The organism is Caulobacter sp. GSs2 (genome assembly GCF_058680895.1).
On record NZ_CM178725.1, the window covers coordinates 3,536,082 to 3,560,788 of the forward strand.

At 67.6% G+C, this 24,707-nt stretch carries 24 protein-coding genes; 10 read left to right on the forward strand and 14 right to left on the reverse strand.

Features of this window, described 5'->3' with window-relative positions; translation table 11 throughout:
- Nucleotides 1–2: 2 nt before the first annotated feature.
- A complete protein-coding gene (locus ACW17Z_RS17110; RefSeq protein WP_419320819.1) occupies nucleotides 3–332 on the reverse strand; it encodes a chorismate mutase in 330 nt (109 codons plus the stop codon).
- A gap of 6 nt (nucleotides 333–338) precedes the next feature.
- A complete protein-coding gene (gene gcvA / locus ACW17Z_RS17115; protein ID WP_419320821.1) occupies nucleotides 339–1,295 on the reverse strand; it encodes a transcriptional regulator GcvA in 957 nt (318 codons plus the stop codon).
- 232 nt (nucleotides 1,296–1,527) lie between these two features.
- On the opposite strand from gcvA, the gene cobA reads away from it, so the two are divergent.
- From cobA to ACW17Z_RS17140, 5 genes are read left to right on the forward strand one after another with little or no spacing between them, the layout of a single operon-like run.
- Nucleotides 1,528–2,373, forward strand: a complete 846-nt coding sequence (gene cobA, locus ACW17Z_RS17120; protein WP_492056886.1) for a uroporphyrinogen-III C-methyltransferase — start codon at nucleotides 1,528–1,530, stop codon at nucleotides 2,371–2,373.
- Nucleotides 2,370–2,732 (forward strand): DUF2849 domain-containing protein, encoded by a 363-nt coding sequence (locus ACW17Z_RS17125; protein ID WP_419320824.1) that lies wholly within the window; start codon nucleotides 2,370–2,372, stop codon nucleotides 2,730–2,732. Before cobA ends, ACW17Z_RS17125 begins: the two co-directional genes overlap by 4 nt.
- A 3-nt stretch (nucleotides 2,733–2,735) precedes the next feature.
- The gene (locus ACW17Z_RS17130) at nucleotides 2,736–4,394 is read left to right on the forward strand and encodes a nitrite/sulfite reductase (RefSeq protein WP_419320826.1); all 1,659 of its coding nucleotides are present in this window, start codon (nucleotides 2,736–2,738) and stop codon (nucleotides 4,392–4,394) included.
- Nucleotides 4,378–4,884: a DUF934 domain-containing protein gene (locus tag ACW17Z_RS17135; RefSeq protein WP_419320827.1), complete on the forward strand. Its 507-nt coding sequence runs from the start codon at nucleotides 4,378–4,380 to the stop codon at nucleotides 4,882–4,884. Before ACW17Z_RS17130 ends, ACW17Z_RS17135 begins: the two co-directional genes overlap by 17 nt.
- Complete coding sequence (locus tag ACW17Z_RS17140; protein ID WP_492056887.1) at nucleotides 4,884–5,639, forward strand: phosphoadenylyl-sulfate reductase; 756 nt, start codon at nucleotides 4,884–4,886, stop codon at nucleotides 5,637–5,639. The genes ACW17Z_RS17135 and ACW17Z_RS17140 overlap by 1 nt, the downstream gene beginning before the upstream one ends.
- Here ACW17Z_RS17140 and ACW17Z_RS17145 read toward each other — a convergent pair.
- Nucleotides 5,636–6,274: a CatB-related O-acetyltransferase gene (locus ACW17Z_RS17145; RefSeq protein ID WP_492056888.1), complete on the reverse strand. Its 639-nt coding sequence runs from the start codon at nucleotides 6,272–6,274 to the stop codon at nucleotides 5,636–5,638. The genes ACW17Z_RS17140 and ACW17Z_RS17145 overlap by 4 nt on opposite strands.
- Nucleotides 6,275–6,547: 273 nt before the next feature.
- Between ACW17Z_RS17145 and ACW17Z_RS17150 the strand changes: the two genes are divergently transcribed.
- On the forward strand, nucleotides 6,548–7,639 hold the full coding sequence (locus ACW17Z_RS17150; protein WP_419320833.1) for a branched-chain amino acid aminotransferase: 1,092 nt from the start codon (nucleotides 6,548–6,550) through the stop codon (nucleotides 7,637–7,639).
- Between the two features lie 4 nt (nucleotides 7,640–7,643).
- On the opposite strand, the gene ACW17Z_RS17155 is transcribed toward ACW17Z_RS17150, so the two are convergent.
- On the reverse strand, nucleotides 7,644–8,171 hold the full coding sequence (locus tag ACW17Z_RS17155) for a GNAT family N-acetyltransferase (RefSeq protein ID WP_492056889.1): 528 nt from the start codon (nucleotides 8,169–8,171) through the stop codon (nucleotides 7,644–7,646).
- A gap of 68 nt (nucleotides 8,172–8,239) precedes the next feature.
- Here ACW17Z_RS17155 and ACW17Z_RS17160 point away from each other — a divergent pair, with 68 nt between their 5' ends.
- Nucleotides 8,240–8,626, forward strand: a complete 387-nt coding sequence (locus tag ACW17Z_RS17160; protein WP_492056890.1) for a nuclear transport factor 2 family protein — start codon at nucleotides 8,240–8,242, stop codon at nucleotides 8,624–8,626.
- A gap of 131 nt (nucleotides 8,627–8,757) precedes the next feature.
- Nucleotides 8,758–10,569, forward strand: coding sequence for a DUF885 domain-containing protein (locus ACW17Z_RS17165; protein WP_492058550.1), 1,812 nt, complete (start codon nucleotides 8,758–8,760; stop codon nucleotides 10,567–10,569).
- 21 nt (nucleotides 10,570–10,590) lie between these two features.
- Here the strand turns inward: ACW17Z_RS17165 and ACW17Z_RS17170 are convergent, their stop codons facing one another.
- A complete protein-coding gene (locus tag ACW17Z_RS17170; protein WP_419320838.1) occupies nucleotides 10,591–12,195 on the reverse strand; it encodes an EAL domain-containing protein in 1,605 nt (534 codons plus the stop codon).
- Nucleotides 12,196–12,449: 254 nt separating this feature from the next.
- Between ACW17Z_RS17170 and recA the strand changes: the two genes are divergently transcribed.
- Both recA and alaS read left to right on the forward strand, forming a co-directional pair.
- On the forward strand, nucleotides 12,450–13,514 hold the full coding sequence (gene recA / locus ACW17Z_RS17175) for a recombinase RecA (RefSeq protein WP_419251958.1): 1,065 nt from the start codon (nucleotides 12,450–12,452) through the stop codon (nucleotides 13,512–13,514).
- Between the two features lie 1,033 nt (nucleotides 13,515–14,547).
- The gene (alaS, locus tag ACW17Z_RS17180) at nucleotides 14,548–17,196 is read left to right on the forward strand and encodes an alanine--tRNA ligase (protein WP_492056891.1); all 2,649 of its coding nucleotides are present in this window, start codon (nucleotides 14,548–14,550) and stop codon (nucleotides 17,194–17,196) included.
- A gap of 21 nt (nucleotides 17,197–17,217) precedes the next feature.
- On the opposite strand, the gene ACW17Z_RS17185 is transcribed toward alaS, so the two are convergent.
- The 9 genes from ACW17Z_RS17185 to ACW17Z_RS17225 all read right to left on the reverse strand — a co-directional run bounded on the left by ACW17Z_RS17185 (nucleotide 17,218) and on the right by ACW17Z_RS17225 (nucleotide 24,630).
- On the reverse strand, nucleotides 17,218–17,595 hold the full coding sequence (locus ACW17Z_RS17185; RefSeq protein ID WP_419320844.1) for a VOC family protein: 378 nt from the start codon (nucleotides 17,593–17,595) through the stop codon (nucleotides 17,218–17,220).
- 64 nt (nucleotides 17,596–17,659) lie between these two features.
- Nucleotides 17,660–18,604, reverse strand: a complete 945-nt coding sequence (locus ACW17Z_RS17190) for an AEC family transporter (protein WP_492056892.1) — start codon at nucleotides 18,602–18,604, stop codon at nucleotides 17,660–17,662.
- A gap of 37 nt (nucleotides 18,605–18,641) precedes the next feature.
- Nucleotides 18,642–20,147 (reverse strand): esterase-like activity of phytase family protein, encoded by a 1,506-nt coding sequence (locus ACW17Z_RS17195; protein WP_492056893.1) that lies wholly within the window; start codon nucleotides 20,145–20,147, stop codon nucleotides 18,642–18,644.
- A 79-nt stretch (nucleotides 20,148–20,226) separates the two neighbouring features.
- A complete protein-coding gene (locus ACW17Z_RS17200) occupies nucleotides 20,227–20,799 on the reverse strand; it encodes a DUF2939 domain-containing protein (RefSeq protein ID WP_419320848.1) in 573 nt (190 codons plus the stop codon).
- Between the two features lie 68 nt (nucleotides 20,800–20,867).
- Nucleotides 20,868–21,077 carry a hypothetical protein gene (locus ACW17Z_RS17205; RefSeq protein ID WP_492056894.1) on the reverse strand — a complete coding sequence of 70 codons (210 nt, stop codon included), beginning with the start codon at nucleotides 21,075–21,077 and terminating at the stop codon, nucleotides 20,868–20,870.
- 256 nt (nucleotides 21,078–21,333) lie between these two features.
- A complete protein-coding gene (locus ACW17Z_RS17210; protein ID WP_492058551.1) occupies nucleotides 21,334–21,510 on the reverse strand; it encodes a hypothetical protein in 177 nt (58 codons plus the stop codon).
- Between the two features lie 138 nt (nucleotides 21,511–21,648).
- Nucleotides 21,649–22,350: an ABC transporter ATP-binding protein gene (locus ACW17Z_RS17215; RefSeq protein WP_492056895.1), complete on the reverse strand. Its 702-nt coding sequence runs from the start codon at nucleotides 22,348–22,350 to the stop codon at nucleotides 21,649–21,651.
- On the reverse strand, nucleotides 22,347–23,552 hold the full coding sequence (locus tag ACW17Z_RS17220; RefSeq protein ID WP_492056896.1) for an ABC transporter permease: 1,206 nt from the start codon (nucleotides 23,550–23,552) through the stop codon (nucleotides 22,347–22,349). Before ACW17Z_RS17220 ends, ACW17Z_RS17215 begins: the two co-directional genes overlap by 4 nt.
- A gap of 4 nt (nucleotides 23,553–23,556) precedes the next feature.
- The gene (locus ACW17Z_RS17225) at nucleotides 23,557–24,630 is read right to left on the reverse strand and encodes an efflux RND transporter periplasmic adaptor subunit (RefSeq protein WP_492056897.1); all 1,074 of its coding nucleotides are present in this window, start codon (nucleotides 24,628–24,630) and stop codon (nucleotides 23,557–23,559) included.
- Between the last annotated feature and the right edge of the window lie 77 nt (nucleotides 24,631–24,707).

Genomic DNA, 24,707 nt, shown 5'->3' on the forward strand with positions numbered 1-24,707 from the left:
CCTCAGCCCTTGGTCTTGTCCCAGCTGTCGTACTCATAGGCGATGCAGCGGTCGATCAGGGTGCGCCACACCGGCTCGGCGATCGATTCCGACAGGCCGGTCTCGCGCGCCGCAGCCTTGACCTTGGTCACCACGTCCTCGATCCGCGCGCGGTCGAAGACCTTGGAGCGGTCGGCCTTGATGCGGGCGGCGGCGGCCATGTAGCCCTGACGCTCGGTCAGCAGCGCCACCAGGGCGCGATCCAGGGCGTCGACGCCCTGACGCACGTCAAGCATGGTCTGGCAGTCGTCGGGAACCTGTCGTTCGCCGACCTCGATGTTCGTCTTGACCATGTAGCCCTAGATACCCGCGCCGTTGTCCATCGTGAGAAGGGCCGCCTCGTGCGCGGCGGCCTCGTCCTTGAGCCAGGTGACGAAGGCCTTCACCTGAGGCAGTCGTCCCTTGGCCTTGGGATGGACGACGTAATAGGCAAAGTCGACGGCCGTGGCCATCTCGAAGGGGATCACCAGGCGTCCGGCGTCCAGATCGGCCTGGGCCAGGGTGCGCTTGGCCAGGGCGACGCCGCGGCCGTTGGCGGCGGCTTCGATGACCATGCTGGACTGGTTGAAGCGGGGGCCGCGCGAGCCGTCGATGCTGCGCAGGCCGCGCGCCGCCAGCCACATGGCCCAGTCGGGGCAGCTGTCGTCGGCGTCGGGCGAGCCGTCGTGCAGCAGGATGTGGTGTGAGAGATCCTCGGGCGCGGACAGCGGATTTTCGGCCAGCAGGGCGGGGCTGACGACCGGCACCACGGTCTCGCTGAGCAGGCGGATGACTTCCAGGCCGGGATAGCGGCCCGAGCCGTAGCGAATCGCCAGGTCGACCTCGCCGGCCGCGAAATCGACCACTTCCATGCCGGCCGACAGCCAGACATCGACCTGGGGCTGGGCCTGCTCGAACTTGCCCAGGCGCGGCACCAGCCACTTGGCGGCGAAGGACGGGGCGGCGGTCAAGGTCAGGCGGCGGCCGTCGACGGCCGCGGTCAGAAGCGAGGCGGCCTCGGCCAGGCGGTCGAAGGCTTCGCGCAGGGCGGGCAGGGCGGTCTGGGCCGCGTCGGTCAGCAGCAGGCCCTTGGGCGTGCGCTTGAATAGGGCCGCGCCGACATAGTCTTCCAGGTTCTGGATCTGCTGGCTGACGGCCCCGGGGGTCACTGACAGCTCGTCAGCGGCGCGGCTGAAGTTCAGATGGCGCGCGGCGGCCTCGAACGCGCGGAGGGCGTTCAGCGGCGGCAAGCGACGGCGCTCGTTCTGTCTTTCCATGAGTTTTACTGAACGCCTCGGCAGAAGTCCTTGTTTGCGAATTGGACCGCCCGCGACCAGTTTGCAAGGGCTCGCTGGTGGAATGGCCCTTTTCACCGGCTGGCGCGCCGGGGCGGTCCGCAAGGTCCGCCCCGTCTTTCCTTGAAGCAAAGAGAGGGGCCGTCCCTAGGGACGGCCCCGTCTTGCATTCTATCGGTTTATCCCGACTGCGTTGATAGAGGTTCTGATACCCATGTCCCGGCTTCCGGTCCGCAATCGCAAGTCCGGCCTCGTCGTTCTCGGCGGAGGCGAGGCCTCGCGCGCGCCCGGCGTGGTGCATCTGGTCGGGGCGGGGCCCGGTGATCCGGACCTGCTGACGATCAAGGCGCTGAAGGCGCTGCAGGTGGCCGACGTCATTGTGCATGATGGGCTGGTGTCCGACGAAATCCTCGATCTGGCCCCGGCCAGCACCCAGCGGATCAACGTCGCCAAGCGCAAGTCACGCCATACCCTGCCGCAGGATGACATCAACCAGCTGCTGGTCGCCCTGGCGCTGGACGGCTTGACGGTGGTGCGCCTGAAGGGCGGCGATCCGTTCCTGTTCGGGCGTGGTGGCGAAGAGCTGACCGCCTGCCGCGAGGCCGGCGTCGTCTGTCATGTGGTCCCGGGGATCACCGCCGCCCTGGCCGCCAGCGCAGGCGCCGGCGCGCCCCTGACCCATCGCGGCTCGGCCCAGGCTGTCACCTTCGTCACCGGCCACGCCGCTCACGGTGAACCTGACCTGGACTGGGCCTCGCTGGCTCGTCCCAACCAGACCGTCGTTGTCTATATGGGCGTCTCGACCGCCGGCCTGATCGCCGGTCGGCTGATCGACGCCGGCCGCGCCGCCTCGACCCCGGCCCTGATCGTCGAGAACGCCAGCCGCGCCGACGAGCGCCGCATCCTGACCACCCTGGCCGGTCTGGCCACCGCCGCAGAGGGCCTGAAAGGCCCCGCGCTGCTGATGGTGGGCGAGGCCATGGCGATGGCCGAGGTCGCCCCTGCGACCGTCGATCTCGCCCTTCCCGTTTCCCTGTTCGAGCGGAGCTCGCGCTCATGAAAGCCATCACCGCCAACCGCTTGCTCGATGGCGAGGTCGTGTTCTGGAAGTCCGGCCAGTGGGTCGACGCCTTCGGCGACGCCCAGCTGTTCGACAATGATGACGATGCCGTCGAGGCCGCCGTCGCCACGGGCAAGGGCCAGCCCACCGTGGTGGTCGATGTCTATCCGATCGACCTGACGCCCTCCGAGGGCCACTGGGCCCCGGTCAGCTATCGCGAACGCATCCGGGCGCTCGGCCCCACCAACGAACTGACACACGGCAAGCAGGCGGACGGCGGCGAGTCCATCGACGCCCTGCGCCACGCGGCGGGCGCGGCGCGCTCGACCGGCCGTGTCGACCTGATCCGCAGGAAGTAAGCGATGTACCAGTACGACATCATCGACCGCGAATTCCTGGTCGACCGTTCCAACGAGTTCCGCGGTCAGGTGCAGCGCCGCCTTGCCGGCGAAATGACCGAGGACCAGTTCAAGCCGCTGCGGCTGATGAACGGCCTCTATCTGCAACTGCACGCCTACATGCTGCGGGTGGCCATTCCGTATGGCTCGCTGAACGCTGCGCAGACCCGTCGCCTGGCCTGGATCGCCCGGACCTACGACAAGGGCTACGGCCACATGACCACGCGTCAGAACATCCAGTTCAACTGGGTGAAGCTGAAGGACGCGCCGGACATCCTCGACGCCCTGGCCCAGGTCGACCTGCACGCCATCCAGACCAGCGGCAACTGCATCCGCAACACCACGTCCGACCCCTATGCCGGCGCTACGGCCGAAGAGATCGACGATCCGCGCGTGTGGGCCGAGGTGATCCGCCAGTGGTCGACCCTGCACCCCGAGTTCAGCTACCTGCCGCGCAAGTTCAAGATCGCCATCACCGGCGCGCTCAAGGACCGCACGGCCGCCAAGGTGCACGATATCGGCCTGATGCTGCGCCGGGCGCGCGACGGTTCGCTGGGTTTCGAGGTGATCGTCGGCGGCGGCCAGGGGCGCACGCCCTATGTCGGCCCGACCATCAAGGAGCATCTGCCGGTCGGCCGACTGCTCAGCTATTTGGAAGCCGTTTTGCGGGTCTATAACCGCCACGGCCGCCGCGACAATATCTACAAGGCCCGCATCAAGATCCTGGTCGCCGCCCTGGGCGCCGAGGAGTTCGGCCGTCAGGTCGAAGAGGAATGGGCCAAGATCGACGCCACGCGCGCCGATCTGCCCGACCTCGAGCTGGCCCGAATCCGCGGCGCCTTCGCCCAGACGCCGTTCGAGACCCTGCCGGCCGTGTCGGACGCCTTTGAGGCCGCCCGCGCCGCTAGCCCGGCCCTGCAACGTTTTGCGCGCAACAACATCAAGCCGCACAAGAAGCCCGGCTACGCCATCGTCGAGATCTCGCTGAAGGCGCAAGGCCAGACGCCGGGCGACGCCACGGCCGACCAGTTGGACCTGATCGCCGATCTTGCCGAGCAGTACAGCCTCAACGATGTGCGGGTGACCCACGCCCAGAACATGGTGCTGCCCCACGTGAAGCTGGACGACGTTCCGGCCGTCCACGCGGCCCTGGCCTCGGCCGGGCTGGCGACGGCCAATATCGACCTGGCCAGCGACATCATCGCCTGCCCGGGCCTGGACTACTGCGCCCTGGCCAATGCCCGCGCCATCGGGGTGGCCCAGGACATCGCCGCCAAGTTCGCCAACGAGGACCACGCCGAAAAGGTCGGCGAGCTGAAGATCAAGATCAGCGGCTGCATCAATGCCTGCGGCCACCACCATGTGGCCCACATCGGCATCCTGGGCGTCGACAAGAAGGGCGAGGAATTTTACCAGCTGTCGCTGGGCGGGTCGGGGGCGGAAGACGCCTCGATCGGCAAGATCCTCGGCCCGGCGCTGCCCGCCGATCGCGTAGCGGGCGCCATCGACACCCTGGTCGAAGCTTATCTGGGCATCCGCACGGGCGAGGAGCGCTTCCTCGACACCTATCGCCGCGTCGGCCTCGAGCCCTTCAAGGAGGCTGTCTATGCCCAGGCTGATTAAGCTCACGGGCGGCGTCGCCGCCTTCGCCGACGACAGCTTCGTCAATGTCACCGACGAGGACGCGATCCCGGAAACCGGCGACGTGATCCTGTCCCTGACCCGCTTCCAGGCCGAGGGCGACGCGCTGCTAAGCTCCAACAGCCGCAAGGTCGGGGTGCGCATCGAGTCCAACGAGGAGGTCGAGGCCCTGGCCTATGACCTGCCGCGTCTGGCGGTGGTGGCCGTGGCCTTCCCGAAGTTCCGCGACGGCCGCGCCTATACCTCGGCCCGCCTGCTGCGCGAGCGCCTGAACTATGCGGGCGAGGTGAGGGCGGTCGGCGACGTTCTGCAGGAACAGGCCGGCTTCATGGTCCGCTGCGGCATGGACGCCTTCGAGCCGGCCGACGGCGCGAGCCCTGAGGCCTGGACCAAGGCCGCCAGCCGCTTCCGCCACGTCTATCAGCGCGCCGCCGATGATCGTGCGGTCGCCTTCGAAGAGCGAGGGGCGTGATGGCGTATGACCAGACGGACGCCACGTCCCTGTCTGGTCCGGGCAGCTTGGCGGCCCGGCTGGACGCCGAACTGCGCGACGCCCATCCGCTGACCATCCTGCGCAAGGCCTTTGAGACCTTCGGCGACAAGCTGGCCCTGGTGTCGTCCTTCGGGGCGGAATCGGCGGTGCTGCTGCACCTGGCCTCGCAGGTCGCGCCCAGTATCCCGGTGCTGTTCCTCGATACCGGCATGCTGTTTGGCCAGACGCTCGACTACCGCAAGCAGTTGGCTGCCCAGTTGGCCCTGACCGACGTGCGCGACCTGCGCCCGGCCTTCGCTGACCTCGCGGTCAACGATCCCAAGTCCGACCTGTGGCGCACCGATATCGACGGCTGCTGCCATATCCGCAAGGTGCTGCCGCTGGACCGCGCCCTCTCCGGCTTCGAGGGCTGGATCACCGGCCGCAAGCGCTTCCACGGCGCCGACCGTCTGCGGCTGGCGGTGGTCGAGGAGTCCGACGGCAAGATCAAGTTCAACCCGCTGGCCAACTGGTCCAAGGCCGAACTCGACGCCTATATTGCAGAATACCAACTGCCGGCTCACCCGTTGGTGGCCCAGGGCTTCCCGTCAGTGGGTTGCTGGCCCTGCACCAAGCCGGCCGAAGACGGCCAGGACGTCCGCGCCGGCCGCTGGGCCGGTCAGGACAAGACCGAATGCGGCATTCACGTCGCCCGGGCGCCCGGCGCTGCGCCGAACGTCGGCGGGGACATTTAAGCCTCGGCGGCTGCGGCCTCCAAAGCCGCAAGGTCGCCAGCAGCGATCAGCGGCGCCAGGCGGGTGATCTTCTCGACCGGCCAATCCCACCACGCCAGGGCCAGCAGCCGTTCGATCTCCTCGGCTGAGCGCCGCATGCGGATCACCCTGGCGGGATTGCCGCCGACGATCGCGTAGGGCGGCACGTCGGCGGTCACGACCGAACGCGCGGCGATGACCGCGCCGGACCCAATCTTGACCCCCGGCGTCAGCACCGCGCCTTGGCCGATCCAGACATCGTGGCCGACAACAAGGTCGCCCTTGTTTGGCCAGTGATCCGGCAAGGCGGCCTCCCAGCCCTGACCGAAGATGCCGAATGGAAAGCTCGAAAGAGTCTCGGTGTGGTGATTGCCCCCGTTCAACATGAAGGTCGCGCCCGAGGCGATCGCGCAGAACTTGCCGATCACCAGCCGGTCTCCGATGAACGGGAAGGCGTAGAGGACGTTTTTCTCGAACCCCAGCGGGTCCTCGTCGTCATGATAGTAGGTGAAGTCGCCGACTTCGATCTGCGGATGGCTGACGACGGGCTTGAGAAAGACCATCGTTGGGGCGGCGGGGATCGGGAAACGGGCGGACGGATCTGGACCGGCAGACATGCGTGGCGACTCTGGCAGGAGCTAAGGGCTAAGGTTCTGACGGATTTTGGGTGTGTTTGCCGTTGAAGGCTATCGCCGAGGCGGTCTGTCTGGCCAAGGCAAGACCGAGTGCGGCATTCATGCCGCGCAGGCCCCATGGCGGGAGGTCGATCGGCAGGTCGGAAGCGGTCTTTGCGTCCATGGCTCTTGACGCGGGGCGTGTGCCATATCCATTCCATCGCTGCGGCGTTCTCGCGCCGCGATCGATCTTCCCGAGCGAGAGCCCCGCGCCACATGACCTCAGCCGCCACCTCTTCGTTCGCGCATATCACGCATCCCGCACCGACCTCGGCCGAGCGCCGCGCCGCCCTGCTGGCCGATCCGGGTTTCGGCCGGGTGTTCACCGACCACATGGTGACCATCCGCTACAATCAGGCCGAAGGCTGGCATGACGCCCGGGTCGAGCCGCGCGCTCCGATCCCGATGGATCCGGCCTCCTCGGTGCTGCACTACGCCCAGGAAATCTTCGAGGGCATGAAGGCCTATCGCACCGCCGACGGCGGCGCGGCCCTGTTCCGGCCCGAGGAGAACGCCCGCCGCTTTCAGGACTCGGCGCGCCGCATGGCCATGGCCGAGCTGCCGGAAGACCTGTTTGTCGAGGCCGTCGAGCAACTGATCGCCATTGACCGCGACTGGATCCCGGAAGGCGAGGGCAGCCTGTATCTGCGGCCCTTCATGTTCGCCACCGAGGTGTTCCTGGGCGTCAAGCCGGCGTCAGAATACCTGTTCGTGGTCCTGGCCTCGCCGGTCGGCGCCTATTTCAAGAACAAGGCCTCGGCGATCTCGGTCTGGATCTCGGAGACCTATACCCGCGCGGCCCTGGGCGGCACGGGCGCTGCCAAGTGCGGCGGCAACTATGCGGCCAGCCTGCTGGCCCAGTCTGAAGCCATCGCCCATGGCTGCGATCAAGTCGTGTTCCTCGACGCGGTCGAGCGCCGCTGGGTCGAGGAACTGGGCGGCATGAACGTCTTCTTCCGGATGGACGACGGCAGCCTGCAGACGCCTCCGCTGGGCGGCACCATCCTGCCCGGCATCACCCGCAACTCGATCATCACCCTGGCCCGCGACCAGGGGATTACGGTGCGCGAGGAGCCCTATTCGCTGGACCAGTGGCGCGCCGACGCGGCCAGCGGCCGTCTGCGCGAGGTCTTCGCCTGCGGCACCGCCGCGGTGCTGACCGGCATCGGCACGGTGCGGACTTCTTCGGGCGACTTCACGATCGGCAACGGCGCCGAGGGCGAGACGACCGAGCAATTACGCAACGCCCTGATCGGTATCCAGCGCGGCCGCACAGCCGACCCCTATGGCTGGGTCCACCCGGTCTAGACGTCTATCGGGTCCGCTCCAGCAGCATGATCGGCGCGTCCTTGTAGGACGTGTGGGTCACGACCTTGAAGCCGGTCTTGCGGGCCAGGGCCAGGGACGCGGCATTGCCCGGGTCGATGATGCAGGGCACGCGCGGCGGGGCCAGCGCCTGGTCGATCCAGGCCAGGCCCGCCGTGACCGCTTCCGTGCCAAAACCCTGCCCGTGCGACCAGGCCGCCAGCACCCAGCCCATCTCCGGCTGTCCGAAGAAGCTGGGCTGAACATCGCGGTGGAAGTCGGCGAAACCGACCTCGCCGACATAGCGGCCCGTCGCTGTCTCGCGCACCGCCCAGTAGCCAAAGCCCAGCAGCGGCCACAGACCGCGCGAGCGCAGCAGCCGCGCCCAGCTCTCCTCGGGGGTCGAGGGACGGCCGCCGACGAACTGGGTGACGATGGGGTCCGACCACATGGCGACGCTGTCGTCGAAGTCGCTGAGTTCGGAAGCCTTCAGGGTCAGGCGTTGGGTGACGATCACGGGCGGGGACGACGACATGGCGACTCTGTTTGCGGCGCGGTGAGGCGACACGCTACACCGCCAGGACCGTTTTACGAGACCAGTCCATGACCACGCCTCAAGACGCCATCGCCGCCCGGCGCAAGCTGACCAACAAGCTGATCGCGGGAAAGACCGCCGCGCGACTGGCGCCGTTCTTTGATCCGCAGGTCAGGCTGATCGCCGGCGACGGCTCACTCCTGATGGGCGCCGCCGAGGTGATCGCCGCCTTCGACGCCCAGTTCCGCGATCCGGACTTCATCGCCTATGTCCGCACCGGCCAGGGCGTCGAGCTGGACAGCGCCGGCCTGCGCGCCGCCGAGCGCGGGCGCTGGGTCGGGTCCTGGAAGGGCGCGCCGGATCAGTCGGGAACCTATCTGGCGGTCTGGAAGAAGGTCACGGGCCAGTGGGTGATCGAGAGCGAGCTCTATGTGACCCTGGATCGCGGCGACTGATCTTTTCGACATCAGGGCCTTTGTCCGGCCGTGCATTAAGAGAAATTAATTTACGGACATCGGGCTCTGGGCCTACGCATTCGCCCAACAAAACGTTCTTTAGGGGTCTCGCCTTGCAAAACCGTCGTCAGATGCTGTTCTCCACCGTCGCGGCCGGCTTCGCCGCCTCGGCGCCGTCGCTCGTCTTCGCTCAAGGCGCCGCGCCCGCCAATGGCGAAGCGGCCAAGATGAACGCCCTGTTCGACGACGCCATGGCCAAGCTGCTGCGTCAGTCGCCGGAGCTGGCCACGGGCCTGGGTCTGGACAAGGGCGACCTGGCCTGGACCAAGGGCCTGCTCAGCGACCGTTCGTTCGAAGCCATCGCCGCCAGCGCCGAGCAGAACCGCCAGATGCTCAAGTCCCTGCGCGCCATCGACCGCAAGTCGATGTCGGGCATGGACGCGATCAACTACGACACCGTCGAGTTCACCCTGGCGGTGCAGGACGAGGGCAGCAAGTTCACCTATGCCGGCGGTGGCTCGGGCGCCCCCTATGTGCTGAGCCAGCTGACGGGCAGCTATCAGCAGATGCCCGACTTCCTCGACACCCAGCACGCCATCGAGACCAAGGCTGACGCCGACGCCTATCTGTCGCGGATGGAGGGCTTCGCCCGCCTGATGGATCAGGAAACCATCATCGCCAAGCGCGACTATGCCGACGGCGTGATCCCGCCGGACTTCGTGATCGACAAGGCGCTCATCCAGATGAAGTCCTTCGCCGACACGCCGCTGGCCGAGGCTCCGCTTATCAAGTCGATCGTGCGCCGCACCGCTGAAAAGAAGATCGAGGGCGACTGGGCCGGCGAGGCGACCAAGGTCTATCTGAACTCGGTCCTGCCCGCCCTGAAGCGCCAGATCGCCCTGCTGGAAAGCGTGCGGCCCAAGGCCACTCACGACGCCGGCGTCTGGCGCCTGAAGGACGGCGGCGACTACTACGCCACCTCGCTGAAGAACTATACGACCGCGACCCTGACCCCTGACGAGATCCACCAGCTGGGTCTGGACATGGTCAAGTCGATCGAGATCCAGGCCGACAAGATCTTCAAGTCCATGGGCATGTCCAAGGGCACGGTCGGCGAGCGCATGGCCGAGCTGGGCAAGGACATCTACGAGAACACCGACGCGGCCAAGGAGCAGCTGATTGCTGACCTTAACGTCAAGGCCAAGTGGATCGAAAAGCAGCTGCCCGCCTATTTCGGCCAACTGCCCAAGGCCCCGCTGGAGATCCGCCGCGTGCCCAAGGCCATCGAGGCCGGCGCGCCGGGCGGCTACTACAATTCGCCCTCGCTCGACGGCAAGCGCCCGGGCATCTACTGGATCAACCTGCGCGACACCAAGGAACAGGCCAAGTACACCCTGACCACCCTGACGGTGCACGAAGGCGTCCCGGGCCACCATCTTCAGCTGACCCTGTCGAACGAGGCGCAAGGCCTGCCGCTGATCCGCAAGGTGATCGGCTTCTCGGGCTATGCCGAGGGCTGGGCGCTTTACTCCGAACAGCTGGCCGTCGAGATGGGCATCTACAAGACCGACCCGCGCGGCCACATCGGCATGCTGCACGACGCCCTGTTCCGCGCCGTGCGCCTGGTGGTCGACAGCGGCATGCACCACAAGAAGTGGAGCCGCGAGCAGGCCATCAAGTACATGGCCGAGACCATGGGCGACGAGGAAAGCGGCGCGGTCACCGAGATCGAACGCTACTGCGTGTGGCCGGGCCAAGCCTGCAGCTACATGATCGGCAAGATCGTCTGGCTGCGGGCGCGCGAGAAGGCGAAAAAGGCCCTGGGCGCCAAGTTCGACATCCGCCAGTTCCACGATGCGGGCCTGCTGTCAGGCATGACCCCGCTGACCGTGCTGGAATCTGTGGTCGACGACTACATCGCCGCCAAGAAGGCCGGCAAGTAGGACGGGCAGGAGAGCAGGGGACTAGCCCCAGCTCTCCGACGCCCCGGCGCGCCGCGCTATGGGCTTTATCGCTGCCGGCTTCAGCGCCGGCAGCGGCTGGTCCGCCGGTCTGCCAAACAGCCAGCCCTGGGCGAAGTCGACGCCGGCGTTGCGCACGACGTCCTCGACCTCGACCGTCTCGACCATCTCGGCGACCGTGCGGATCTTCAGGTCGCGACACATCTCGACCAGTCGGCGCACCATCACGCCGTCGCGGCCGTTGCCGGCCAGTTCCCGAACATAGCGACCGTCGATCTTGACGATGTCGAGGCTGAGTTCCTGCAGATAGGCGAACGAGGCCGCTCCCGCGCCGAAGTCGTCCAGACAGACCAGCGATCCCATGCCGCGCAGCGCCTGGATGTGGCGGTTGGCCCGCGGCAGGTCGTCAATGGCCGCGCTCTCGGTGATCTCGAAGATCAGCCGCCCCTTGGCCTGGTCGAACTTGGCCAGGGTGCGAGAGACATTGTCGACGAAGCTCTCGTTGACGATCGTGCGTCCCGAAACATTGACCGCCAGCTTCATCTCGCCCGACCGGTCCTGCGCCAGACGACGCACGGTCTGTTCGACGATGGCGTTGTCCAGTTCCTCGATCAGGTCGAATTCCTCGGCCATCCGGATCAGGGCGAACGGGCTGGCGCTATCCTCGAACCGCACCAGCACCTCGTGGTGATGGGCCAGCCCCGTCGTGAGATTGACGACAGGCTGGTAGGCCAGATTGAACCGGCGCTGGCTGACGGCGACGCCCAGGGCGCCGGCCCGCGCCAGGGTGCGCTTGACCGAGCGGTTCATCGCCTCGGCCAGGCTCATCGGCGGAGCATCCTTCAGGCCTTCGCTCAGGAAGTCGTCGAGGGCGTAGCGCAAGGCGCGCATGGCGCGGGCCGACGCCGTGCCGACCTCAAGCGATACCACATGGGCTGTGGCGTCCAGCTCCAGCACCTGGCTCAGACGGCGGGTCAGGCCATCGGTGCTTTCGTCCTTGGCGCGCAGAATGGCGAAACGGTCGTCCGACAGCCGCGTCGCCGCCGAGCCGCCGTGGGACTCGGCGCGCACCGCGCCGGCCACCTGGGCGTCCAGAACCTCGACTTCGGCGCTGGGCAGGGCGGCGCGCCGGTCGCCCAGACCGGCGAACTCGACCATGGCCAGTTCCAGTTCGATCCCGGTCACCCTGGCCGCCTCAAACAGTCCCTTGGCGATGTCCTCGAACGATTCGCGCGGATGCAGACCTTCGTGAGTGAGCGGCGGGCTGGGCGCCTGGCTCGAGGTCAAGGCGCAGGACAGGCGGCCACCGTTCTCGGGCAGGGCCCGCATGACCACGCTGACGTGGCGTTCCGTCGGGCCGGCCAGGCTCACCACGACGGGGCCTCTGCGCGCGCCGTCATCGGCGCAGGCAAAGATCGCATCCATCAGGGGCTGGTCGCAGGGGGCGAACAGGTCGCGCCAGGTCTTGCCGGTCAGCGCCGCTTCGCTCTGGCCCACGATGCGCTGCGCCGCGCCCAGGGCCATGCAGATCTTCCCCTCGCGAATCTCGACCAGCAGATCAGCGCTGGCGAAGGCCAGACCAAGCAGGCGACGTGGATCAATCGACAAGGCGCAGCTCCCCCATACGACCGAAAGCGTCGCACGCGGGCCTTAAGGACGTGTTTCTCGATCGAGATAAGGCGTGCGGCAAAGGGCCGCGCATCCCCGATCCGGGGACTGGAACACGAGCACATGTCGAAAAGAACATCTTGCGAACACGGAACAAAGCCGGTACGACTTTGAGTGTTCCACCGATCAATGGGCGCGTGAAACGCGAAGCCCGGCTTGGCCGGGTGGAATCATGGAATAAGGGCGCATCTCCAATGAACCAGGCGGCTTTGAAACTCGTGGGTAAGGAAGACGGCGACAAGCAGCGCGCTCTAGAAGCGGCGCTGGCGCAGATCGACCGGGCGTTCGGCAAGGGCTCGGTGATGAAGCTGGGCGAAAAGGGCAAGGTCGAGATGGAGTCCGTCTCCACCGGCTCGCTCGGCCTCGACATCGCGCTCGGTATCGGCGGCCTGCCCAAGGGGCGGGTGATCGAGATCTACGGTCCGGAAAGCTCGGGCAAGACCACCCTGGCCCTGCACGTGGTGGCCGAGGTCCAGAAGGCCGGCGGCACCGCCGCCTTCGTCGACGCCGAACACGCGCTCGATCCGGGCTATGCCTTCAAGCTGGGCGTCAATCTCGACAACCTGCTGGTCTCGCAGCCCGACAACGGCGAACAGGCCCTGGAAATCACCGACACCCTGGTGCGTTCGGGCGCCGTCGACGTGGTGGTCATCGACTCGGTCGCGGCCCTGACCCCCAAGGCGGAAATCGAGGGCGAGATGGGCGACAGCCTGCCCGGTCTTCAGGCCCGCCTGATGAGCCAGGCGCTGCGCAAGCTGACCGGCTCGATCAACAAGACCAACACCATCGTCATCTTCATCAACCAGATCCGTCACAAGATCGGCGTGATGTACGGCAGCCCCGAGACCACCACGGGCGGCAACGCTCTGAAGTTCTACGCCTCGGTGCGCCTGGATATCCGCCGCACCGGCTCGGTGAAGAACCGCGACGAGATCATCGGCAACAATGTCCGCGTCAAGGTCGTCAAGAACAAGGTCGCCCCGCCGTTCCGCGAGGTCGAGTTCGACATCATGTACGGCGAGGGCATTTCCAAGCTGGGCGAGATCATCGACCTGGGCGTCAAGGCCGGGGTGATCGACAAGGCCGGCTCGTGGTTCTCCTATAACAGCCAGCGCATCGGCCAGGGCCGCGACAATGTCCGCGAGTTCCTGAAGGCCAACAAGGATCTGGCCAACGAGATCGAGGCGGCTGTCCGCAAGTCTTCCCAGAAGATCGAGGAAGAGCTGCTGGTCGGCGGTCCCGAGGACGGCGACGAATAGGCCTTCGGCTTCTTCAAAGACGACAGACAGGTTTCGCGACCTTCGCTTGGCTACGGCGTATCCCGCCACTCTTGACGCCCGTGGCCTCCCGCCGCGAAGGCCGCGATCCCCCGGACGCCTGGACCCCATGCCAGGCGTCCGACTTCGTTTTGGAGCGAGGCGCGCGGGCGGGCGGGACGCGCTCCCAAGTCCTCCCCCTGAAGGGGGAGGCGGCCGGAGGCCGGTGGGGGAAGACCGCAAGGCGTCAGCAGCACTTCCCCCTCCGTCGGCCCGAAGGGGCCGACACCTCCCCCGCCAGGGGGAGGACTTGAGGGGATAGACCGTGTTCAATCCCCGTTCGTTTCAGAACAAAATCCCGCCCAATCAACGGCTTGTAAAATAGTTGATCGCGCCAGTCAGACGCGCTGAAATCTCCCGTATTCTTGTCCCACCTCGTCGCGAGGAAAGGGCGCAAGGCCAGCGACCATTGCGGCGGCGGGGGGTGATCGAGCGGGACTGGGCTTCAGCGGGATACTGAAGCGCGTCCGGGGATCCTGGCGTTGCAGGACCCGCCCGCCGTCGGCGTGGATGGGGATCAAGGCGAGTGTTGGTCAGAATTGGCCCCACGCCCCCCGACCTTCGGGACTTCGGGAAACCGAGGTTTCCGGGTTCTGGTAAGGCCCCAACTGGGCCACCCGCCGGGACGCTGACGGAAAACGGTCGCGCGGAGCGCTCGGCTTCGTCGAAACGGTTATTCATTTTCTCATCCGGACGCAGTCCGGACGCTCCGCGACCCTTTCATCCCTTCAGCGAGATTTCGCGTGAGGTTGCGAAACCATGCCCGCCAGACTGGCGTCCTCCACGCCTGCGGCGATCCCCCGGAGGGGAAAGGTGGCTGCGCGGCAGCCCTGAGCTGGAAAGTGCAAGCCACGATGGCCCTTTGGACGGCCTCACCGCCTCCCTACATCCAACGCGGTTTCCACTCCGCCGAAAACCGCGCTATGCAGCGCCAACCTCCGGACAGCCGGACTCTATCGAGATCCTTGAGACGCCCATGCCCAGCCTGAACGAGATCCGCGGAACCTTCCTCGACTATTTCGGCAAGGCCGATCACGCGATCACGCCGTCGGCGCCGCTGGTGCCGCAGAACGATCCGACCCTGCTGTTCGTCAATGCCGGAATGGTGCCGTTCAAGAACGCCTTCACCGGCGCCGAGACGCCCGCCTATCCGCGCGCGGTCAGTTCGCAAAAGTGCGTCCGCGCCGGCGGCAAGCACAACGACCTGGACAATGTCGGCTACACCGCCCGCCACCACACCTTCTTCGAGATGCTGGGCAATTTCTCGTTCGGCGACTACTTCAAGGAACAGGCGATCACCCACGCCTGGACCTTGCTGACCCGCGACTTCGCCCTGCCCAAGGACAAGCTGCTGGTCACGGTCTATCACACCGACACCGAGGCGGCCGATCTCTGGAAGAAGATCGCGGGGTTGGACGACAGCCGCATCATCCGCATCGCCACCAACGACAATTTCTGGTCGATGGGCGACACCGGCCCGTGCGGTCCCTGCTCGGAGATCTTCTTCGACCACGGCGCCCACATCCCTGGTGGCCCTCCGGGCAGTCCCGATGAGGACGGCGATCGCTTCATCGAAATCTGGAACCTGGTCTTCATGCAGTTCGAGCAGCTGGCCGGCGGCGAGCGCCTGTCGCTGCCCAAGCCCTCGATCGATACCGGCATGGGTCTGGAGCGCGTCGCCGCCGTCCTGCAGGGCGTGCACGACAACTATGACATCGACGTCTTCAAGGCCCTGATCGCCGCCAGTGTCGAGCTGACCGGCGTGAAGGCCGAAGGCGTCCAGGCGCCGTCGCACCGGGTGATCGCCGACCATCTGCGCTCGTCCTCGTTCCTGCTGGCCGATGGCGTCACGCCGTCGAACGAAGGTCGCGGCTATGTCCTGCGCCGGATTATGCGCCGGGCCATGCGCCACGCCTATCTGCTAGGCGCCAACGAGCCCCTGATGCACCGCCTGGCCCCGACCCTGGTGGCCGAGATGGGCCAGGCCTATCCCGAGCTGCGCCGCGCCGAGGCCTCGATCGTCGAGACCTTGCGCCAGGAGGAAGAGCGCTTCCGTGTCACCCTGGGTCGCGGCATGGGCCTGCTGGACGAAGCCACCGCCAACCTGTCGTCGGGTGGCGTGCTGGACGGCGAGGTCGCCTTCAAGCTCTACGATACCTACGGCTTCCCGCTGGACCTGACCCAGGACGCCGTGCGGGCCAGGGGCATCAAGGTCGACACCGACGGCTTTGACGTGGCCATGGATCGCCAGCGCACCATGGCGCGCGCCAACTGGTCCGGCTCGGGCCAGACCGGCGCGGCCGCCGCCTGGTTCGGCATTAAGGAACGCTCGGGTCCGACCGACTTCGTCGGCTACGACAACACCGAGACCACGGGCGTGGTGCAGGCGATCCTGGTCGACGGCGCCGAGGCGCAGGCCGCTTCGGCCGGTACGAGCGTCGAGGTGCTGCTGGACCGCACCAGCTTCTACGCCGAAAGCGGCGGCCAGGCCGGCGACACCGGCGTGATCGAGGCCAATGGCCGCGAAAGCCGCGTGCTCGACACCCAGAAACAGGCTGGCGAGCTCTATGTGCATCGCGTCGAGCTGTCCGGCGACCTGAAGGTCGGCGACAGCGTCGTCGCTTCGGTGAACGCCGCGCGCCGCACCACCACCCGCTCCAACCACTCGGCCGCTCACCTGGTCCATGCCGCCCTGCACCATGTGCTGGGTCCGCATGTCGCCCAGAAGGGCCAGATGGTGGATGGCGAGCGCATGCGCTTCGACTTCAGCCACGGTGGCCCGCTCTCGCCGGACGAGATCGAGCGTATCGAGACCGAGGTCAACGAGGTCATCCGTCAGAACGTCCCGGCCGAGACCAAGGAGATGGCCCCGCAGGAGGCCATCGAGGCCGGGGCCGTGGCGCTGTTTGGCGAAAAATATGGCGACAGCGTCCGGGTCCTGACCCTGGGCAAGTCGCTGACTGAGACCGGCAAGGCCTATTCGGTCGAGCTGTGCGGCGGCACCCATGTGGCCCGCACTGGCGACATCGCCCTGTTCAAGATCGTCTCGGAGCAGGGCGTCGCGGCCGGCATTCGCCGCATCGAAGCCCTGACCGGCGAGGCGGCCCGTCGCTTCCTGCTGGACCAGGCCGGCGTCGCCAAGGCCCTGGCCGACCAGTTCAAGACCCCGGTCCTGGAGGTCGGCGCCCGCGTCGAGGCCCTGATCGCCGAGCGCAAGTCGCTTGAGAAGCAACTGGCCGAGGCCAAGAAGCAACTGGCCCTGGGCGGTGGTGGCGGCGCGGCCTCCGGTCCGGAAGACGTGGGCGGCACGGCCCTGATCGCCAAGGTGCTGGACGGCGTCGGCGGCAAGGAACTGCGCGGCGTGGCCGAGGAGTTCAAGAAGCAGCTGACGAATGGCGGCGTCGTGGCCCTGGTCGGGACCAGCGACGGCAAGGCCGCCGTGACGGTGGCAGTCACGGCTGACCTCGTTGGCAAGTTCAGCGCCGCCGAGCTGGCCAAGGCCGCCGTGCTGGCCATGGGCGGCCAGGGCGCGGGCGGCAAGGCCGACTTCGCCCAGGGCGGCGCGCCTGACGCGACCAAAGCCCAGGCGGGCCTGGACGCGATCAAGGCGGCCCTGGCGGGCTGATCCCCGCAGACTGGACGGCGGTTAGCTCTTGAGGAACGCCGAGAGCTTGTTGCCGTCCGGGTCGCGGACATAGGCCAGGTAGTAGCCCTCGCCATAGGCCGGGCGGGGTCCGGGCGGGCCCTCGCAGCTTCCGCCGTTGGCCATGGCGGCGGCATGGAAGGCGTCGACCTGTTCCGGCGTCTCGGCCTTCAGGCCCACCATGATGCCGTTGCCGGCCTTGGCGGGTTGGCCATTCTCGGGGCTGCAGATCATCACCGTGGCGTGGTCCTGGTCCGGCCCGTAGCCGATCCAGTCGCCCTGTCTCCACAGCCGCTGACTGCCCAGCGCGCCCAGCACGGCGTCATAGAAGATCCCGGCCCGGTCGATGTCGCTGGCGCCGATGGTGATATAGCTGATCATGAACAAGTCCTCCTTGGTCGAAATCTAGCGAGGCGGACCTTGTTCGTCGAGAACGAAGGGGGAACTAGCTGACACCCTGTGTCAGCAGTATCGCTACAGCCGACAAGGTGATGACCGCCAGGGCCGTAGTCAGGGCCACGGTCCTCGCCGCGCCCCGCGCGAAGACGCCCAGGGACCGGGTCTGGATGAAGACATTGACCGCCGTCGGCGTCGCGGCCAGCAGGGTGGCCCCCAGCCGGAAGGCGGTCGGCGCGTCGGTCAGGCCTACGGCCAGCCAGGTCAGTACGGGCAGGGTCAGCAGCTTGGCGACGGCGGCGGCCATTACCGGGCCGGAGCGTGGGACCGCCTCCACATCCGTTGAGCGCAGGGCCAGGGCCGCGCCCAGGGCGACCAGCGCCACCGGGCTGCCCGAGACGGCGGCGGCGGCCACGGCGCGATCCAGCAGCGACGGGAGGGTCAGGCCCGTGATCGCCATGCCGACGCCGATCAGCGAGGCGACGACGACCGGGTTGGACAGGGCGCGCCACACCGATCCCGGGATCGAGCGCCCGGCGGCCCAGCCCAGCAGGGCGATGCCGGTCGCGGCGACGATCACGAAGTCGACCGCGACAACGCCGGCCGCGAGGCGTGCGGCCTCGGGGCCTAGCACGGCGGCGGCGATGGGCAGGCCCAGGAAGGCGCTGTTGCCCAGCGACCCGGCCAGGGCGGCGCCGGCCCGTTCCTCGCGCGTCCAGCCCAGCGCCAGGCCCAGCACCAGCAGCCCGGCCATGACCAGCAGCGCCGCCCCGGCGAAGGCCGCCAGCCCCCAGGCCAGGGCCGGTCCCGGCGTTCCGATCCGCGACAGCGAATGGATCAGCAATGCTGGAAAGCCGATCCAGAACACATAGGCCGACAGGCCCCGCGACATCCCCTCGTCCAGCAGGCGCAGCCGTACCAGGGCCACGCCGGCGCCGACCAGCAGGAAGAACGGCAGCACCCGCGACAGGACGCCGAGCACGAGATCGATCACGAGGCGCTCTCTGGCGGTTGCAGGACGCCTCGCTCTATCACTTGCCGGCGGGGGCCGACCAGCCCGGCAGGGTCAGGCGATAGACGAGGACCAGATTGTCATTGTCGCCCGCCGCGCTGCCGTCGGCGGCCTTGATCCCCGCGTCGAAGGCGATGCCGCCGACCACGCCGGTGGCGGTCTGGAAGTCGTTGTCCGAGCCGATGAACAGGAACGCGTCGTTCGGCGCCTTGGGATCCAGGGCCGGAACCAGGGCCAGGGCCTCGAACTTCTCGGGCAGGGTGAAGGCGTTGGTCGCGGCGTTGTCGAGGTTGAAGCCGAAGCGGGCCATTTGGGCCGGGTGGATCAGATTGATCAGCTCCACCTGTTTCACCGGCACGATGCCAGCCTCGAGCACGCCATTGGGCGCGACCGGCTGGGTCGAGGTTTCATAGGCGGTGCCCGCGATATTGGTCGCGCCGGTGGTGTCGATCAGCAGCACGCTGCGATAGACGGCCGGACGGGTCGCGCCGCCGCCGCGGCCGTTGCCGTCGCGGGCCAGGACCAGGAACTGGTGGTCGCTGAGCGCCAGGATCTCGGACTGGGCGGCGGTCTTGTCGGGCGCAGCGCCGTCGCCCTTGTTGCGGAACACCGGCAGCTGGAGAACATATTCGGCGACCGGCGCGGCCGGGGTGGCGGACTTGCGGATGTCGTACAGGAACAGTCGGGTATTGGCGCGGCTCTGGTCAGCGTCCTTGCCGGAAGCCGAATCCTGCACCGTTGCGCTCTGCAGCAGGGCGGCGAGATGCTTGCCGTTTGGCGTGATGCTGACGCCCTCGATGCCCTGATTGTTGCGACGGCCGGTTTCCGGGGCCTTGGCGCCGGTCAGCATGGGGGCGCCGCCGTTCATCGGAGCCACGGCCGCCACGGGGGCGATCACGCCCTGCAGCGCGCCGGCCTTGTCGAAGCGATAGATGGCCGCCGCATATTCGTCGGAGACGTAGAAGCCGCCGTCAGCCGTCAGGGCCAGGCCTTCGCTGTCCAGGCTGATACGGCCGGCGGCGGCGGGTTCGGAGGGGTCCAGGCCCGTGAAGGTCTGGCCCTTGGCGTCCTTCAGGAGCAGGCCGCCGGTCGGGGTCAGCTTCATCTGCTCCGGCGCGACGGTCTCGCTTCCGACATGGGGTGCGAAGGTGAAGCTGAACCGGTGCAGACGGTTGGCGTAGTCGGAGGTGCCGACGACCGTGCCCACCCCGTTGGGGCCGCGATCGGGCAGGGTGGTCAGGCTGCCGGCATAGGTTCCGTCGGCCAGACGACGCCAGTCGCTGATCGCCATGGCCGAGAACGAGCCCAGGGTGTCGCCGTTGAAGTCGCGCAGCGCGGCCGACAGGCGCCCGGCCCCGACCAGACCCTGATTGATCCGCTTGACGCCGCCCAGTTCAATCGTGACCGCGCCCTCGGCGGTCGCCACGTTGGGCCGGGTATAGGCGGTCGGCTGGGCCATGGCCGCCGAGGTCAGGACCAGCAGCGAGGCGGCGGCGAGCAGCGGCAGACGAGCAAGACGGATCATGGCGATGGGTTCCAGCAAAGGGGTCCCAGCGCGGTTACCAGCCTTGCTTGACGCTTCGGTGACAGCGCCGGCCCTGAGCCTAGCGCTCCTCGCGCGGCAGGCGAATATGCACCAGCTTCCAGGTGAACAGCTCGCGCCGCTGGAAGGTGAACACCGTCACGCGCCTGGCGTCGCCGGGCCGCTTCATCGCCACGCGAACGCGGTTGGGATCCCAGTAGGCAATGGTCGGATAGGGGCCAGAGACCACGGCCTTCAGCTTGCCGGTCAGGGTTTCGGGCCGGGCCGGGCCGGCGGGCGCGGCGCCGGGCGCGTAGCCCCGCGTCAGGGCCGAGATGCCGGCTATGGTCAGATAGCGATCGACCTTGGGCTCGGGCGGGGCGATGGGCTCGATGGCCCGGCGCATGGCGCCCAGCGGGTCACGCCAGATCGAGGGCGGCTCGGCCGGGGCCACAGGGGCGGCCTCGACCAGCTGGCCGGTCAGGCTGCGCCGCACGGCCGGAAAGTCGACCAGCTCGCTGATCGCCTGCACGTCCTCATACTGGGCCGCCGCCTTCAGAGCCCGGAAGGCGAACCAGGGCGCCGAGGCGAAGGTCGCCGCAAACACGAAGATGCCCAGGACGATCAGGTCCCAGATCCGCTTCTGCAAACTCATGGAGCGCCCCAGAATGGTTAACGCGGCATAGAAGGGGTATTCGCCCCATCGTCGCAAGCGTCTTCGCGTCAGGGGGGACCCGCGGGCGGCCCGCCGCCCTGATAGACGCACACCATTTCGGCGGCGCCCTCGGCGCGCTTGAGTTCGATCAGGTCTGCGACGCCGAGGAGTTCTTCAACCAGTCGCCTCTGGAGCCAGGCCTTGTTGCGTTGGCGACGCAGGTTTGAGCGGCACATCCCTTCGCGGCGGATCGGGCGTGCGGGGCGGGGATTGGGCATGAGGGTGTTCCATTTCAAGGCGCGAGGCACGGCTGCGCCGCCCCGCGCTTTCGCTGCGAAGATCGGGGAGGGTGCGGGGCGCCGGGCCACGCCCGGATGAGAAAGTAGAAATACCGTTTCGACGAAGCTCGGACGCCCCGCGCGATCGTTATCCGTCAGCGTCCCGTCAGGTGGCCCTGTTCAGACCTTACCGGGAGCCATTCCGCCAGGTTTCCCGAGCAGACTAGCGGTCGAGGCGGGCGAGCCAAGCAAATGACTAATGAACACACCCGTCTGTCCTCATCCACGCCGACGGCGGGCGGGTCTGGCCAGCAACCAGATCCCCGGACCGGTCGAGTATCCCCCTCGACCCCAGTCCCGCTCGACCACACCCCAAGGCCGCGAAGGTCGCTGGCCGCGCGCCCTCCCCATCGCCCTGAGGTGAAGACAGTATACGGCGGTGCGCATCTCGGGGGACTTGGCGCGGTCCGGGCCAGGGATTTCAGGGGGTTAGGCGCGGGAAGGGGGGTGGATGAACCGATTTCGAAGGCCCCGGTCCAGGCCGTTCGATGCTTGCTGGCGGGGCTGCGGTTCAGGCGTCGATTTCGCGGCTGACATTCGAGACCAGCTTTCCGTCCCGCAGGGTGAGCTGGCGACTACATCTGGCTGCGACGCCTTCGTCATGGGTGCAGATCAGGAAGGTGGCCCCGTCTTCCCGGTTCACTTCCCGCATCAGGGCCAGCACCCGTTCGGCCGACTCGCGATCCAGATTGCCGGTCGGCTCATCGGCGATGATCAGATCGGGACGGTTCATCAGGGCCCGTGCGATGGCGACGCGCTGCTTTTGACCGCCGGAAAGCCGGGTGGCGGGATAGTCGATGCGGTCCTCCAGCCCGACCCGGGTCAGCAGGTCCCGCGCACGCGCCCGCATCTCGCGCGAGATGCCGCCGGCCGGGGCCGCGGCGGGAAAGGCGACGTTCTCCATGGCCGTAAAGTCGGGCAGCAGATGGTGGAACTGGAAGACAAATCCCAGTCGACGGTTTCGAAACAGGGCCCGTTTCCGCTCGGAGAAATCGTCGATCCGTTCGCCGCTGATCGTCAGGCTTCCGGCGGTGGGTCGCAAAAGCAGGCCGATGATCGACAGCAGGGTCGACTTGCCCGACCCCGAGGCCCCGAGCAGCGCCACGAGCTCACCCTTGTCGAGGGTCAGGTCGATCCCGTTCAAGACCCGGGTTTCTTCGTCCCCGTTCTTGAACACCTTTTCGATGCCCAGGGCTTCCAGCACGCGGGTCATTGCTGGATGGCCTCCAGCGGGTCGACCTTCGAGGCCGCGCGCGCCGGGAGGATCGAGGCGATCACCGCCCCCAGCGTGGTCAGCACCAGGGCCGCCGCATAGCCGCCCCGCTCGGGCGCGATCGGCAGGACCGAGTCGCCGGCGGCGTTGGTAATGCCTTGCAGCCAGATGCAGAGACCATAGCCGGTGGCGCAGCCCAGCAAGGCGCCCACCAGGCCGATCAGCAGCCCCTGGAGCAGGAAGACCCACAGGATGAAGGTTCCCGGCACGCCGAACGCGCGCATGATCCCGACCTCGCTGCGACGCCGATAGGCGGACAGCACAAGGGCGCTGGCTATGCCGATAATGATCGAGATCAGCGAAAAGGCCTGGATCATGGAGCCGGTTCGGCCCTGGGCGACCAGGGCGCTCTCGAGGCTGATGTTCTTCTCCTGCCAGGGTGTTGCGCGCAGGCTCGTGGCGTCGGCCAGGAACCGCGCCATGGCGCGCGCCTGATTGGGGTCCTTCAGTTTGACTTCGATATTGGTCACCCCGTCTGGCAGGACGAACAGGGGCCGTGCCGTTTGCAGCGACAGGAAGGCCACACGCTCGTCCAGGCTTTGCAGGCCCGTCCGGAAGACGCCCTTGATGGTGAGCTGGCGTTCGACGCCGCGCTCGGTCCGCAGCAGAATGGATTGGCCCGCACTGAGGCCCAGGTCTTCGGCCAGGCGCGCGCCGATCAGCAGGCCATCGGCGCCCAGATCGCCATCGCCGTCGATGATGCTGGGCGAAATCGGCGAGATCGCGTCGATCCCCTGCGGGTCAACGCCGACGATCGAGACGGACCGGACCGCCTCGCTTTTCACCAGGACGGCGCTTCCCGTGATCTGGGGACTGATCGCCGACACCCTGGGGTCTGCCCGCAGGAGTTCGAGCACCATGGGCCAGTTGCGGATCTGCTGGCGCTGAAAAGTGGAGACCAGAGCCACGGATTCCACCGGCAGGTCTGGTCCTGCCAGGACCCGGGCAATGCGGGTCGGCGGCTCCAGGCTGACATGGGCGCTTTTGCCGGTCACCTGCTCGGTCAGCAGGATCGCCAGTCCGGCGATCAGGGCGGTGATGAAGACGAAGACGGTCACCCCGATCGCGACGCCCGCTACCAGCAGCAGGGTCTGCGAGGGGTTTGACAGCAGATAGCGTCTGGCGACTTTCAGGGCGAACATGGCTTCAGTCGCCCGCCTTGGCCGCCACAGGCTCGATGTGCGCGCCGGGCTTGGTCGAGGTCGGTTCCAGGACGACGCGGTCCCCGGCCTTCAATCCGCTTTCGACGATGGCCTGTACGGAGGGCCACCGCGCCACGGTGATCTTTCTGATCTCGACCAGATTGGCGGCGTTGACGACATAGACCTTGGGCGCGGCCGTGGCGTCCACGACGGCGCTGCGCGGCACGACAATCGCGGCCTGGCGCTGGTCAATGACGATGGTGACGTCGATCGAGCGACCTGGGGTCAGGGTCTGGCTGTCTTCAGCCGCCAGACGAACCGTCCGGCCGCCGGTGCTGGAATCAACCCGGGGCGAGACCTCGGTCACGCGGGCGGCAAAGATGCCGGGCGATCCTGACAGGGCCGCGCGGGCCGTCTGGCCCGCCGACAGGCGATCGGCATAGGCTTCCTCGACCTCGGCGCGGATCTCGACGCCCCTGGCCGAGCCCAATTGAAACAGCGGGGCGCCCGCAGCCACGACCTGTCCATTATCGATCGGACGAACCAGCACTACGCCGGCCATGGGCGCGCGAATGGTGAATTCCCGCGAGCGCTCGGTCGAGGCCCGCAGGCCGGCATCCGCTGCGGCGACATTGGCCTGCGCCGTCTCAAGGCTGGCCTTTGCGGCGTCCAGCGCCGCCTTGGCGGCAAAGCCGCGCTCATGCAGGGTTCGGGTTCGCTGATAGACCAGCTGGGCTTCCTTGGCCTGGGCCCGTGCGGCGCGGGCGCGGGCGGCGTCGGCTTGCGTCTGGGCCTGTTCGACGGACGCCAGGATCACCGCCATCGGGTCACCGGGCAGAACCTGGTCGCCCTCGTCATGCAGCAGGCTGATGACCTGGCCCGGATTGGGCGAGGAGACCTGGATGAGCTCGGACGGGCGGGCGCGACCGACCACCGACAGGGCCTGTTCGATCGTGCGGGGCTCGATCACAAGGACCGCAACCTGTTGCGGCCGTCGCGAGACCAGGACCCACGCCGTCAGCGCAACCACCAGGGCCGCCGCAACGAAGAAGAGCCAGGGTCTTGGGATGGCGCGCATGATCAGAGCACTCGCGGAAGCAGGACGTGTCCTGCTCCTGCGCGTCCGGTCCCCGCATGGCAAGGTCCCAAATGGCC

Bases quoted from the DNA above. Each gene is read 5' to 3' on its own strand.
- ACW17Z_RS17110 (WP_419320819.1), bottom strand. From the start codon at position 332: ATGGTCAAGACGAACATCGAGGTCGGCGAACGACAGGTTCCCGACGAC.
- gcvA (WP_419320821.1), bottom strand. From the start codon at position 1,295: ATGGAAAGACAGAACGAGCGCCGTCGCTTGCCGCCGCTGAACGCCCTC.
- cobA (WP_492056886.1), top strand. From the start codon at position 1,528: ATGTCCCGGCTTCCGGTCCGCAATCGCAAGTCCGGCCTCGTCGTTCTC.
- ACW17Z_RS17125 (WP_419320824.1), top strand. From the start codon at position 2,370: ATGAAAGCCATCACCGCCAACCGCTTGCTCGATGGCGAGGTCGTGTTC.
- ACW17Z_RS17130 (WP_419320826.1), top strand. From the start codon at position 2,736: ATGTACCAGTACGACATCATCGACCGCGAATTCCTGGTCGACCGTTCC.
- ACW17Z_RS17135 (WP_419320827.1), top strand. From the start codon at position 4,378: ATGCCCAGGCTGATTAAGCTCACGGGCGGCGTCGCCGCCTTCGCCGAC.
- ACW17Z_RS17140 (WP_492056887.1), top strand. From the start codon at position 4,884: ATGGCGTATGACCAGACGGACGCCACGTCCCTGTCTGGTCCGGGCAGC.
- ACW17Z_RS17145 (WP_492056888.1), bottom strand. From the start codon at position 6,274: ATGTCTGCCGGTCCAGATCCGTCCGCCCGTTTCCCGATCCCCGCCGCC.
- ACW17Z_RS17150 (WP_419320833.1), top strand. From the start codon at position 6,548: ATGACCTCAGCCGCCACCTCTTCGTTCGCGCATATCACGCATCCCGCA.
- ACW17Z_RS17155 (WP_492056889.1), bottom strand. From the start codon at position 8,171: ATGTCGTCGTCCCCGCCCGTGATCGTCACCCAACGCCTGACCCTGAAG.
- ACW17Z_RS17160 (WP_492056890.1), top strand. From the start codon at position 8,240: ATGACCACGCCTCAAGACGCCATCGCCGCCCGGCGCAAGCTGACCAAC.
- ACW17Z_RS17165 (WP_492058550.1), top strand. From the start codon at position 8,758: ATGCTGTTCTCCACCGTCGCGGCCGGCTTCGCCGCCTCGGCGCCGTCG.
- recA (WP_419251958.1), top strand. From the start codon at position 12,450: ATGAACCAGGCGGCTTTGAAACTCGTGGGTAAGGAAGACGGCGACAAG.
- alaS (WP_492056891.1), top strand. From the start codon at position 14,548: ATGCCCAGCCTGAACGAGATCCGCGGAACCTTCCTCGACTATTTCGGC.
- ACW17Z_RS17185 (WP_419320844.1), bottom strand. From the start codon at position 17,595: ATGATCAGCTATATCACCATCGGCGCCAGCGACATCGACCGGGCCGGG.
- ACW17Z_RS17195 (WP_492056893.1), bottom strand. From the start codon at position 20,147: ATGATCCGTCTTGCTCGTCTGCCGCTGCTCGCCGCCGCCTCGCTGCTG.
- ACW17Z_RS17200 (WP_419320848.1), bottom strand. From the start codon at position 20,799: ATGAGTTTGCAGAAGCGGATCTGGGACCTGATCGTCCTGGGCATCTTC.
- ACW17Z_RS17205 (WP_492056894.1), bottom strand. From the start codon at position 21,077: ATGCCCAATCCCCGCCCCGCACGCCCGATCCGCCGCGAAGGGATGTGC.
- ACW17Z_RS17215 (WP_492056895.1), bottom strand. From the start codon at position 22,350: ATGACCCGCGTGCTGGAAGCCCTGGGCATCGAAAAGGTGTTCAAGAAC.
- ACW17Z_RS17220 (WP_492056896.1), bottom strand. From the start codon at position 23,552: ATGTTCGCCCTGAAAGTCGCCAGACGCTATCTGCTGTCAAACCCCTCG.
- ACW17Z_RS17225 (WP_492056897.1), bottom strand. From the start codon at position 24,630: ATGCGCGCCATCCCAAGACCCTGGCTCTTCTTCGTTGCGGCGGCCCTG.